The sequence below is a fragment of the Rhizobium sp. BK196 genome (assembly GCF_014193255.1).
GTDB lineage: Bacteria > Pseudomonadota > Alphaproteobacteria > Rhizobiales > Rhizobiaceae > Rhizobium.
The window spans coordinates 375,737-386,828 of record NZ_JACHZB010000005.1 but is presented as its reverse complement, the minus strand read 5'-3'; the positions used below and the strand labels follow the sequence as shown (position 1 = coordinate 386,828).

The following is an 11,092-nucleotide window of genomic DNA, read 5'->3' as shown; positions in this document are numbered from 1 at the left end:
ATCTTATTTTTCTTGGCCCCCCAAGCCTTCCCGGCCTTGTCTCGGGCCGCCTGCTGAAGCACATCTCCTGCAGTTGCTGGAGGGAACTGATGAGCCAAGAAACGCTTCCGATCGACCATCTCGTTTTGCCGGTTACCGATATTGACCTTGCGCGCGAAAGGCTGGGCAAGCTGGGCTTTACCGTCGCGCCCGATGCCCGGCATCCCTTCGGCACGGAAAATGCCTGCGTTTTCTTCGCCGACAAAACCTATATCGAGCCGTTGGGTGTCGCGAGTGTGGAGGAAAGCGAGGAGACGGCGCGTGAGGGGAATGTTTTTACTGCCCGCAACCAGGCTTTCCGCTTCCGCTGCGGCGGCGAGGGACTGTCCGCCATCGCCTTCGCGATAGCGGATGCGAGGCATGAACATACTCGGTTCGCGAGGGACGGCATAAGTGCAGGTTCTGTGCTGCAGTTCGAACGTCCTGTGAAAATGCCTGATGGTACCGAAAGCGTTGCCGGCTTTCGGCTCGCTTTTGCCGGCGATCTCCGGGCCCCGGATTTCTTTCTCTTCGCTGTCGAGCGCGTCAACCCGCTTCCTGCCGACCGCAGCGCGCTGGAGACTCATGCCAACGGCGTGACAAACATTGCCGAGATTGTTCTCACTGCGCAGGAGCCGGCAGCCTTCAGCGAGTTCGTTCGCACGGCCGCAAAAGCTGCCTCTGCGGAGGAAACGAGTTTCGGGCTGGACGTCCCTACCGGAAAAGCGAAAATCAGCCTGATGACCCCTGAGGGGCTGGAGGCCTACTACGATCTGGTGATACCGGATACCGATCGCGGCCTGCGCGGCCGGGCCGTCCTCTTTGCCGTCGGCGATCTGGCCGTGACAGAAGCGCATTTGGCTGCTAACGGGGTGACCTATACACGCAAGGGCAACCGTATTCTGGTGAAGCCAACGCCCGGGCAGGGCGTGCTCTTCGCCTTCGAGGAAACATCATGAGCTCCAATACCAATGCAGAGGTCCGGATCGGCGAAGGCGCTGGCCAGGTTCTGTTTTCCAATTCCGCCAAGCTTTCGCTCATCGCAGGACCCTGCCAGATGGAAAGCCGCGAGCATGCTTTCATGGTTGGTGGCACGCTGAAGGAGCTGTGCGCCAAGCTCGACATCGGCCTCGTCTACAAGACCTCCTATGACAAGGCGAACCGTACCTCGATTTCCGCCAAGCGCGGTATCGGCTTGGAAAAGGCAATGGAAGTTTTTGCCGATCTCAAGAAGGAGTTCGGCTTTCCCGTCCTGACGGACGTTCACACGGCAGAACAATGCGCTGTTGTCGCCGAAACCGTCGATGTACTACAGATTCCAGCCTTCCTCTGCCGCCAGACGGATCTTCTGGTTGCCGCCGCCAAGACGGGTCGTGCCGTCAATGTCAAGAAGGGCCAGTTCCTCGCCCCCTGGGACATGAAGAACGTGCTGGGCAAGCTGAATGCCAGCGGCAATCCGAATGTATTGCTCTGCGAGCGAGGCGTTTCCTTCGGCTACAATACTCTGGTGTCCGATATGCGCTCCCTGCCGATCATGGCGGCGATGGGTGCTCCTGTGATCTTTGACGCCACCCATTCCGTAGCTCAGCCAGGTGGGCAGGGCGATTCCTCCGGTGGTCAGCGCGAATTCGTCGAAACGCTGGCGCGCGCAGCAGTCGCCGCCGGCGTCGCGGGTATTTTCATCGAAACCCATGAGGATCCGGACAACGCTCCTTCCGATGGCCCGAACATGCTCTATCTCAAGGAGATGCCACGGCTTTTGGAAAAGCTTCTGGCCTTTGACGCGGTCGCCAAGGGCTGACAGTCAACAGCCTGACATGATCGTGCTATAGCGACGATGGGACATGCACTTCGGAGGCGCGGCAAAGTGCCATTGTAATTTGCGCACCTTCGATTAAGACGGTTTCAAACGATTTATCCACCCACCGAGCAGGAAGAGATCATGACTGCAATTACCGATATCATCGCCCGCGAGATTCTCGATAGCCGTGGCAACCCCACTGTCGAAGTCGATGTCTATCTCGAAGACGGCAGCATGGGCCGCGCGGCTGTTCCCTCGGGTGCTTCGACTGGCGCGCATGAAGCCGTTGAACTGCGCGATGGCGGCAAGCGCTATCTCGGCAAGGGTGTCGAGAAGGCTGTCGAAGCGGCAAATACCGAGATCTTCGACGCGATCGGCGGCATCGACGCCGAAAATCAGATCCAGATCGACAAGATCATGATCGAGCTCGACGGCACGCCGAATAAGTCGCGCCTCGGCGCCAATGCCATCCTCGGCGTTTCGCTCGCCGTCGCCAAGGCCGCCGCGCAGGCCTCCGGCCTGCCGCTTTACCGATACGTCGGCGGCGCTTCCGCAAGTCTGCTGCCGGTTCCGATGATGAACATTATCAACGGCGGCGCCCACGCCGATAACCCGATCGATTTCCAGGAATTCATGATCCTGCCGGTTGGTGCAGATTCGATCCGTGAAGCCGTCCGCATGGGTTCGGAAGTGTTCCATACGCTGCGTAAGGAACTCGCTGCCCAGGGACACAACACCAACGTCGGCGACGAAGGCGGTTTCGCGCCGGGCCTGAAGAGCGCTCCGGAAGCCCTCGATTTCATCATGAAGTCGGTTGAGAAGGCCGGCTACAAGCCGGGTGAGGACATCTATCTCGGTCTCGATTGCGCCTCTACGGAATTCTTCAAGGACGGCAAGTATGTGATGGAAGGCGAAGGTCGCACGCTCGAACCGGGTGCAATGGCCGAATACCTCGCGGAACTCGTCGGCAAGTACCCGATCATTTCCGTCGAAGACGGCATGGCGGAAGACGATTGGGAAGGTTGGAAGACGCTGACCGATCTTGTCGGTAAGAAGTGCCAGCTGGTCGGCGATGACCTTTTTGTTACCAACTCGGCTCGTCTGCGCGATGGTATCCGCATGGGCGTCGCCAATTCGATCCTCGTCAAGGTCAATCAGATCGGCTCGCTGACGGAAACGCTCGATGCGGTCAACACCGCGCACAAGGCAGCCTACACTGCCGTCATGTCGCACCGTTCGGGCGAAACGGAAGACTCCACGATCGCCGATCTCGCGGTTGCCACCAACTGCGGCCAGATCAAGACCGGCTCGCTGTCGCGCTCGGATCGCCTTGCCAAGTACAACCAGCTTATCCGTATAGAAGAAGGTCTCGGCCCCCAGGCTCAGTATGCCGGCCGCTCCATCATCCGCGGCTAATACGATCTTGGAAATCAGGCATTTGGAACCCGCGCTCCGGCGCGGGTTTTTTGTTGAGTCTCTTCCGGAATCGCTCAGAGTCAACGAACGGTTAAACTCTGCGCGTTAAGTTGAAATGATTGGTAATGCGTCAGAGCATAAGTGTATGTGGACAAAGCATCATAAGAAGAGAAAGACCGGTCGCTTCGTCATTCCGGCCATGACGGTCGCCTTCCTCTCCTATTTCGGTTATCATTGCATTCACGGTGACTATGGTTTGCGTGCGACGGAGGCGTTCGAACGGCAGCGTGTCGCGCGCGAAAAGGAACTGGCCGTGCTGAAGGCCAAGCGCGAGCATCTGGAAGCGCAAGTCGCGTTGCTCAGCGACGGCTCGCTGGATAAGGATATGCTCGACGAAAAAGCGCGGTATCAGCTCAACATGTCGCGCGGTGATGAGATTGTGATTTACAACCATTATCGCAATTAACCGAATTTAAGTTAATCAGAAATTTTTGTTGTTTATCAATAGCTTATCGGCGAATACGAGCCATGCAAATATGGCATTGCTGTGGTCATTTTTCTTCCCTATGGTACGCGCCACCTGAGAACCGATAAACCCATAGGGAGGGTTGAATGGCGTTGCGCAAAACCGCGACCGTTTCCAGCCGCAAAACCAGTGCTAAATCTGCAGCCAAGGCATCGAATGGCGGTCCCATCGCCGATTTCGATCGCGAGGAAGAGCTGAAGGCTTATCGCGAGATGCTGCTCATCCGCCGTTTCGAGGAAAAGGCAGGCCAGTTATACGGCATGGGTTTCATCGGTGGTTTCTGTCACCTTTATATCGGCCAGGAAGCTGTCGTCGTCGGCATGCAGATGGCGCAGAAGGAAGGCGATCAGGTCATCACCGCCTATCGCGACCACGGTCATATGCTGGCCACCGGCATGGAAGCCCGCGGCGTCATGGCCGAACTGACCGGCCGCCGCAGCGGTTATTCGCGCGGCAAGGGCGGCTCCATGCACATGTTCTCCAAGGAGAAGCATTTCTACGGCGGCCACGGCATCGTCGGTGCGCAGGTGTCGCTCGGCACCGGTCTCGCCTTCGCCAACAGGTATCGCGGCAACGACTCGGTTGCTGTCGCCTATTTCGGTGACGGTGCGGCCAACCAGGGCCAGGTCTACGAAAGCTTCAACATGGCAGCACTCTGGAAACTGCCGATCATCTACATCGTCGAAAACAACCGCTACGCCATGGGCACCTCGACGGCCCGCGCCACGGCGCAGTCGAATTATTCGCTGCGCGGTTCCGGTTTCGGCATTCCCGGTGTCCAGGTCGATGGCATGGATGTGCGCGCCGTCAAGGCGGCTGCCGACGAGGCGCTCGAACATTGCCGCTCCGGCAAGGGGCCAATCATTCTGGAAATGCTGACTTATCGTTATCGTGGTCACTCCATGTCAGACCCGGCAAAGTACCGCACCAAGGAAGAAGTGCAGAAGATGCGCTCCGAGCAGGACCCGATCGAGCAGGTGCGCCTGCGCGTGATGGAAAAGGGCTGGGCGACCGAAGAGGATCTGAAGGCGATCGACAAGGAAGTCCGCGACATCGTCGCCGACAGCGCCGATTTCGCCCAAGCCGATCCGGAGCCGGATGTATCCGAGCTCTATACCGACATTCTGCTCTAATCGGGGAGGGAACCCATGCCTATCGATATCCTCATGCCCGCCCTTTCTCCGACGATGGAAGAAGGCACGCTGTCCAAGTGGCTCAAGAATGAAGGCGACAAGGTCACGTCCGGTGACGTGATTGCCGAAATTGAAACCGACAAGGCGACGATGGAAGTCGAAGCCGTCGATGAAGGCGTCATCGGCAAGCTGCTGGTTCCGGCCGGCACCGAAGGTGTCAAGGTGAATGCCAAGATCGCTATCCTGCTGCAGGACGGCGAATCCGCCGACGCGATTTCTGCCGCCCCGGCTGCCGCTCAGCCGGCTCCAGTTGCCGCCCCGCAGGTCGCGCAGGAAGAGAAGCCGACGAATACTGGTTCGGCTGCCGCTCCAGTTCCGGCCGAACCCAAGACTTTCGTGCCGAATGATCCGGAAATCCCTAATGGTACCGAGATGGTGTCGATGACGGTGCGTGAAGCGCTTCGCGATGCCATGGCTGAAGAAATGCGCGCCGATGACAACGTCTTCGTCATGGGCGAGGAGGTCGCCGAATATCAGGGCGCCTACAAGGTGACCCAGGGTCTTCTGCAGGAGTTCGGCGCTCGCCGCGTTATCGACACGCCGATCACCGAACACGGTTTTGCCGGCGTCGGCGTTGGTGCTGCCATGGCCGGCCTGAAGCCGATCGTCGAGTTCATGACCTTCAACTTCGCCATGCAAGCGATCGACCAGATCATCAACTCCGCTGCGAAGACGCTCTACATGTCTGGCGGCCAGATGGGCGCTCCTATCGTCTTCCGCGGCCCGAATGGCGCTGCTGCCCGCGTCGGCGCCCAGCACAGCCAGGACTACGCGGCCTGGTACAGCGCGATCCCAGGTCTGAAGGTCGTCATGCCCTACACGGCATCCGACGCCAAGGGTCTGCTGAAGGCTGCGATCCGGGATCCGAACCCGGTCGTCTTCCTTGAAAACGAAATTCTCTACGGCCAGCATTTCGATGTGCCGAAGCTTGATAATTTCGTTCTGCCGATAGGCAAGGCCCGCATCCATCGTCCGGGCAAGGATGCCACCGTCGTCTCCTTCGGCATCGGCATGACCTATGCGACGAAGGCAGTCGCCGAGCTTGAAAAGCTCGGCATCGATGTCGAACTGATCGATCTGCGCACGCTTCGTCCGATGGATCTTCCGACCGTGATCGAGTCGGTCAAGAAAACCGGCCGTCTGGTCACCGTCGAGGAAGGCTATCCGCAGAATTCCGTCGGCACCGAAATCGCCACCCGCGTAATGCAGCAGGCCTTCGACTACCTCGATGCGCCGATCCTGACGATTGCAGGCAAGGACGTTCCGATGCCTTACGCCGCCAATCTCGAGAAGCTCGCGCTTCCGAATGTCGGCGAAGTGGTCGATGCGGTGAAAGCCGTTTGCTACAAATAAGGGGAGGGCCTTTCCATGCCGATCAATATCACGATGCCCGCCCTCTCTCCGACCATGGAAGAAGGCAATCTGGCCAAGTGGCTGGTCAAGGAAGGCGATAAGGTCAAGTCCGGCGATGTGATCGCCGAGATTGAAACCGACAAGGCGACGATGGAAGTCGAAGCTGTCGACGAAGGCACTGTTGCCAAGATCGTCGTTCCGGCCGGTACCGAAGGCGTGAAGGTCAATGCCCTGATCGCCGTTCTCGCCGCCGATGGCGAAGATGTCGCCGCTGCTGCAAGCGGCGCCGGCTCTGCCGCTCCGGCACCGAAGGCTGCCCCTGCTCCGGCTCAGGCCGAAACAAAGGCTGAGGTCGCACCTGCTCCGGCACCGTCGGCTCCGGCCGCTGTTCCTGCGCCGGCTGCAGTCTCTGCGAACGGCGCGCGCACCTTCTCCTCTCCGCTTGCCCGCCGCCTTGCCAAGGAAGCCGGTATCGATATTTCCGCCGTTGCCGGCACCGGTCCGCATGGCCGCGTCGTCAAGAGCGATATCGAGGCTGTCGCAGCAGGTGGTGGCGCCAAAGCTGCCCCGGCTGCTGCTGCGGCTGCCCCGCAGGCTGCTGCACCGGCCCCAGCCGCTGCCGCTCCGAAGGGCGCTTCGGACGAAGCCGTGCTCAAGCTCTTCGAGCAGGGCTCCTACGAGCTCGTGCCGCATGACGGCATGCGCAAGACGATCGCCCGCCGCCTTGTCGAATCCAAGCAGACCGTTCCGCATTTCTACGTTTCGGTCGATTGTGAACTCGACGCGCTGATGGCGCTGCGTGCCCAGCTGAACGATGCCGCTCCCCGCAAGGACGGCGCTCCGGCATACAAGCTCTCTGTCAACGACATGGTCATCAAGGCCATGGCTTTGGCCTTGCGCGATGTGCCTGACGCCAACGTCTCGTGGACTGAAAGCGCCATGGTCAAGCACAAGCACGCCGATGTCGGCGTGGCCGTCTCCATCCCCGGCGGCTTGATCACTCCGATCGTCCGCAAGGCCGAGGAGAAGACGCTCTCCGTCATCTCAAACGAGATGCGTGATCTCGGCAAGCGTGCGAAGGACCGCAAGCTGAAGCCCGAGGAATATCAGGGCGGCACGACGTCGGTCTCCAACATGGGCATGATGGGCGTGAAGAATTTCGCAGCCGTCATCAATCCGCCGCATGCGACGATCCTCGCAGTCGGCGCGGGTGAGCAGCGCGTCATCGTCAAGAACGGCGAAATGGCGATTGCGACGGTCATGACCGTGACGCTGTCGACCGATCATCGTTGCGTTGACGGCGCTCTCGGTGCCGAGCTGCTGCAGGCCTTCAAGGGCTACATCGAAAATCCGATGGGCATGCTGGTCTAAGCAGGACGCGGGAGGGCGGACATGACGAAGACTGTTCTTTGCTATGGTGACTCGCTGACCTGGGGGTATGACGCCGACACGATCGGCCGTCATGCCTACGAGAACCGCTGGCCGAGCGTGCTTCAGGCAACGCTCGGAAGCGAGGCTCGCGTCATCGCGGAAGGCCTGAACGGCCGCACCACCGCCTTTGACGACCATCTTGCCGATTGCGATCGCAATGGCGCACGCATTCTGCCGACCATCCTGCAGACGCATGCGCCGCTCGATCTCGTCATTCTGCTGCTTGGCACCAACGACATGAAGCCGGTTGTCGCAGGCTCGGCTTTTGCCGCATGTCAGGGTATCGGCCGTCTGGTGCGGCTGATCCGCAATCATGCCTGGCCCTTTGAATTCGATGGACCGGACATTCTGATCGTGGCGCCGCCGGCGATCTGCGAGACGGGCAATGTGCCCTTCGCAGCATCTTTCCCCGGCGGAATCGAGGAATCGGCAAAGCTTCCCACGCTTTACCGTGACCTTGCCGATGAACTCGGCTGTGGCTTCTTCGACGGCAATTCCGTCGCAAGGACCACGCCGCTCGACGGCATTCACCTTGATGCGGAGAATACGCGTGCGCTCGGGCGTGGTCTTGAGCCGATCGTGCGGATGATGCTGGGCCTTTGAAGGTGGCCGCCTTCCTTGCCCTCCGGAAAGCCTCTCGTAGGGATGCTTCGGAACTGGCGATTCTGGCGGATATCGCGTCCCATGGCTTTGCTTCATGGCTCTGGTTTGCCGATGTTGCAAGCGGCATGAGCGACACGCCGCTGGAGCGAGGCCGGCTGAAGATGAGCGACGAGGCGCTCGGCGGCTGGAAGAATGCCGTCATCGGCGAGGCCTATGACGAGATCGCTGGAATGGCGATCGGCTATGAAGTGGATGAAGGCATACGCGATCTCGAAGCGCGGCATCCGGCCATAGAGCCGATGCTGGCGATGCAGAGATCGGTGATCGGGAACTGGTTTATCGGCAGCCTCGCGGTCTATCGCCATATGCGCGGCATCGGTATCGGCAAAAGGCTGCTCGAAGACCAGATAGAAAAGGCGGATGGATTGCCGGTTAGCCTGATCACGTCGGATAGTAACGAAGCGGCACTGTCGCTTTATGGAAGAAACGGATTTTCGGAAGCGGCCCGCATGGATGCCGTGCCGCTCTGCGACAACAGCAGGAAGCACGCATGGGTTTTGATGACCCGCGCGGAAGCGTAACAAAGGCAGGAAAGCAATGGCTCAATCCTACGACGTCATCGTCATCGGCTCCGGTCCCGGCGGTTATATCGCCGCCATCCGCGCAGCGCAGCTCGGCCTCAAGGTCGCCTGCGTCGAGCGCGAACATCTCGCTGGCATCTGCTCAAACTGGGGCTGCATCCCAACCAAGGCGCTGCTGCGCTCGGCAGACGTCCTTCATACCGCCCAGCATGGCAAGGACTACGGCCTCGTGCTGGAAGGCACGATCAAGCCCGATATCAAGGCGATCGTCACCCGTTCACGCGGCATCGCACATCGCATGAACAACGGCGTCGGTTTCCTGTTCAAGAAGAACAAGGTCGATGTTATCTGGGGCGAAGCCAAGATCACCAAACCCGGCGAGATTGTCGTTTCAAAGACGACGAAGAAACCCATGGAGCCGATGGGGCCGGTGCCGAAGAATGCGCTGGGCGAGGGTACCTACACCGCCAAGCACATCATCGTTGCGACCGGCGCCCGTCCGCGCGCCCTGCCGGGCATCGAGCCGGACGGCAAGCTGATCTGGACCTATTTCGAAGCGATGAAGGCCGACCAACTGCCGAAGTCCCTGCTCGTCATGGGCTCGGGCGCTATCGGCATCGAATTCGCAAGCTTCTATCGTACCATGGGCGTCGACGTCACTGTCGTCGAAATCATGAGCCAGGTCATGCCTGTCGAGGATGCGGAAATCTCCGCGCTCGCCAAGAAGCAGTTCGAACGCCAGGGCATGAAGATCCACCTGGAGGCCAAGGTCGCCAAGGTGGAGAAGGGGGCCAACTCGATCACCGCCACCATCGAGAAGAAGGATGGCACGACCGAGACCATCACCGCTGACCGCATGATCTCGGCCGTCGGCGTGCAGGCCAATATCGAAGGCATCGGCCTTGAGGCCGTCGGCGTGAAGACCGATCGCGGCTTCATCGCCATCGACGGCTACGGCAAGACCAACGTGCCTGGCATTTACGCAATCGGTGATGTCGCCGGCGCGCCGCTTCTCGCCCACAAGGCCGAGCATGAGGGCGTCATCTGCGTCGAAAAGATCGCCGGCTTGCCGAATGTTCATCCGATGGACAGGCAGAAGATCCCCGGTTGCACCTATTGCAACCCGCAGGTCGCCTCCGTCGGCCTGACCGAAGCCAAGGCCAAGGAACTGGGTCGCGATATCCGCGTCGGCCGCTTTCCCTTCAGCGCCAACGGCAAGGCTGTCGCGCTCGGCGAGGACCAGGGTCTGGTCAAGACCATCTTCGACAAGAAGACCGGCGAATTGCTTGGCGCCCACATGGTCGGCGCCGAAGTCACCGAACTCATTCAGGGCTTCGTCGTCGCCATGAACCTGGAAACGACCGAAGAAGAACTGATGCACACAATCTTCCCGCATCCGACCATTTCGGAGACGATGAAGGAAAGCGTGCTCGATGCTTACGGCCGCGTTCTGAACGCTTGATAATTTCCTTGGCCGCTCTTTATCCCGTGGTGGCAAAAAGCCATCCACAGGATGGAAAATCCATCCTCGGATAGGCTGGAAAAAACGAAAGGAAATCATCATGTCTATGGGCACGCAGTCGCTTCTCATCTTTCTGCTGATCGGCCTGGTCGCGGGCTTTCTCGCAAGCCTGGTCGTCGGCGGAGGTGGGTTGATACGATGCCTCCTGAGCGGCATCATCGGCGCGTTCGTGGGCGGGTTTCTGTTCAATGCGCTGGGGATTTCGCTGGGCATTGAAAATGCATTGGTGGTTCAGATCATCCACGCAACAGTCGGCGCCATTGTCGTGGTGCTGATTGCAAGGGCGATAGCATAGGGCAAGGGATAGGATGGAAGGCGTCGGCTGGATTTCGGCAATCATCATCGGCGGACTTGCAGGCTGGCTTGCGGGCAAGCTGATGGAAGCGCGTTACGGCATATTGCTGAACATCGTGCTCGGCATTGTCGGCTCGGTCGTGGCCACCGCCATCCTGGCGCAGTTCCATATCGAGGTTGCTGGCGGAAGATTCGGCTATTTCGTGACGGGCTTCGTCGGCGCCTGCCTACTGATATTCTTCGCGCGGCTGGTTCGAAGATAAGTGCGAAGACAGGGCGCATCTCTCACGTCGAAAGATTTGAATAAACGAACGATGCGTAATATGGCAATCCGAGCCGCATGGAGCGGCGGAA

Annotated in this window: 12 protein-coding genes; all 12 read left to right on the top strand. The window is 59.6% G+C overall.

Annotation, left to right across the window (positions count from 1 at the left end):
* Nucleotides 1-89 precede the first annotated feature (89 nt).
* The gene (locus FHT78_RS19305; protein ID WP_183747451.1) at nucleotides 90-977 is read left to right on the top strand and encodes a VOC family protein; all 888 of its coding nucleotides are present in this window, start codon (nucleotides 90-92) and stop codon (nucleotides 975-977) included.
* Nucleotides 974-1,819 carry a 3-deoxy-8-phosphooctulonate synthase gene (gene kdsA / locus FHT78_RS19300; RefSeq protein WP_183747448.1) on the top strand — a complete coding sequence of 282 codons (846 nt, stop codon included), beginning with the start codon at nucleotides 974-976 and terminating at the stop codon, nucleotides 1,817-1,819. The genes FHT78_RS19305 and kdsA overlap by 4 nt, the downstream gene beginning before the upstream one ends.
* Before the next feature lie 141 nt (nucleotides 1,820-1,960).
* Nucleotides 1,961-3,235, top strand: a complete 1,275-nt coding sequence (gene eno, locus FHT78_RS19295; RefSeq protein WP_183747445.1) for a phosphopyruvate hydratase — start codon at nucleotides 1,961-1,963, stop codon at nucleotides 3,233-3,235.
* A gap of 145 nt (nucleotides 3,236-3,380) precedes the next feature.
* Nucleotides 3,381-3,701 carry a septum formation initiator family protein gene (locus FHT78_RS19290; protein WP_183747442.1) on the top strand — a complete coding sequence of 107 codons (321 nt, stop codon included), beginning with the start codon at nucleotides 3,381-3,383 and terminating at the stop codon, nucleotides 3,699-3,701.
* A gap of 146 nt (nucleotides 3,702-3,847) precedes the next feature.
* A complete protein-coding gene (pdhA, locus tag FHT78_RS19285; RefSeq protein WP_183747439.1) occupies nucleotides 3,848-4,894 on the top strand; it encodes a pyruvate dehydrogenase (acetyl-transferring) E1 component subunit alpha in 1,047 nt (348 codons plus the stop codon).
* A 15-nt stretch (nucleotides 4,895-4,909) separates the two neighbouring features.
* Nucleotides 4,910-6,307: a pyruvate dehydrogenase complex E1 component subunit beta gene (locus FHT78_RS19280; RefSeq protein WP_183747436.1), complete on the top strand. Its 1,398-nt coding sequence runs from the start codon at nucleotides 4,910-4,912 to the stop codon at nucleotides 6,305-6,307.
* Between the two features lie 15 nt (nucleotides 6,308-6,322).
* Nucleotides 6,323-7,678, top strand: coding sequence for a pyruvate dehydrogenase complex dihydrolipoamide acetyltransferase (locus FHT78_RS19275; protein WP_183747433.1), 1,356 nt, complete (start codon nucleotides 6,323-6,325; stop codon nucleotides 7,676-7,678).
* A 21-nt stretch (nucleotides 7,679-7,699) separates the two neighbouring features.
* Entirely contained in the window at nucleotides 7,700-8,341 is a 642-nt protein-coding gene (locus tag FHT78_RS19270; RefSeq protein WP_183747429.1) for an SGNH/GDSL hydrolase family protein, read from the top strand.
* A 2-nt stretch (nucleotides 8,342-8,343) separates the two neighbouring features.
* On the top strand, nucleotides 8,344-8,922 hold the full coding sequence (locus tag FHT78_RS19265) for a GNAT family N-acetyltransferase (RefSeq protein ID WP_183747427.1): 579 nt from the start codon (nucleotides 8,344-8,346) through the stop codon (nucleotides 8,920-8,922).
* 16 nt (nucleotides 8,923-8,938) lie between these two features.
* The gene (gene lpdA / locus FHT78_RS19260) at nucleotides 8,939-10,384 is read left to right on the top strand and encodes a dihydrolipoyl dehydrogenase (RefSeq protein WP_183747424.1); all 1,446 of its coding nucleotides are present in this window, start codon (nucleotides 8,939-8,941) and stop codon (nucleotides 10,382-10,384) included.
* Nucleotides 10,385-10,484: 100 nt separating this feature from the next.
* Nucleotides 10,485-10,739 (top strand): GlsB/YeaQ/YmgE family stress response membrane protein, encoded by a 255-nt coding sequence (locus FHT78_RS19255; RefSeq protein WP_007822459.1) that lies wholly within the window; start codon nucleotides 10,485-10,487, stop codon nucleotides 10,737-10,739.
* 13 nt (nucleotides 10,740-10,752) lie between these two features.
* On the top strand, nucleotides 10,753-11,001 hold the full coding sequence (locus tag FHT78_RS19250; protein WP_183747421.1) for a GlsB/YeaQ/YmgE family stress response membrane protein: 249 nt from the start codon (nucleotides 10,753-10,755) through the stop codon (nucleotides 10,999-11,001).
* The last annotated feature ends 91 nt before the right edge of the window (nucleotides 11,002-11,092 follow it).

Bases quoted from the DNA above. Each gene is read 5' to 3' on its own strand.
- FHT78_RS19305 (WP_183747451.1), top strand. From the start codon at position 90: ATGAGCCAAGAAACGCTTCCGATCGACCATCTCGTTTTGCCGGTTACC.
- kdsA (WP_183747448.1), top strand. From the start codon at position 974: ATGAGCTCCAATACCAATGCAGAGGTCCGGATCGGCGAAGGCGCTGGC.
- eno (WP_183747445.1), top strand. From the start codon at position 1,961: ATGACTGCAATTACCGATATCATCGCCCGCGAGATTCTCGATAGCCGT.
- FHT78_RS19290 (WP_183747442.1), top strand. From the start codon at position 3,381: ATGTGGACAAAGCATCATAAGAAGAGAAAGACCGGTCGCTTCGTCATT.
- pdhA (WP_183747439.1), top strand. From the start codon at position 3,848: ATGGCGTTGCGCAAAACCGCGACCGTTTCCAGCCGCAAAACCAGTGCT.
- FHT78_RS19280 (WP_183747436.1), top strand. From the start codon at position 4,910: ATGCCTATCGATATCCTCATGCCCGCCCTTTCTCCGACGATGGAAGAA.
- FHT78_RS19275 (WP_183747433.1), top strand. From the start codon at position 6,323: ATGCCGATCAATATCACGATGCCCGCCCTCTCTCCGACCATGGAAGAA.
- FHT78_RS19270 (WP_183747429.1), top strand. From the start codon at position 7,700: ATGACGAAGACTGTTCTTTGCTATGGTGACTCGCTGACCTGGGGGTAT.
- lpdA (WP_183747424.1), top strand. From the start codon at position 8,939: ATGGCTCAATCCTACGACGTCATCGTCATCGGCTCCGGTCCCGGCGGT.
- FHT78_RS19255 (WP_007822459.1), top strand. From the start codon at position 10,485: ATGTCTATGGGCACGCAGTCGCTTCTCATCTTTCTGCTGATCGGCCTG.
- FHT78_RS19250 (WP_183747421.1), top strand. From the start codon at position 10,753: ATGGAAGGCGTCGGCTGGATTTCGGCAATCATCATCGGCGGACTTGCA.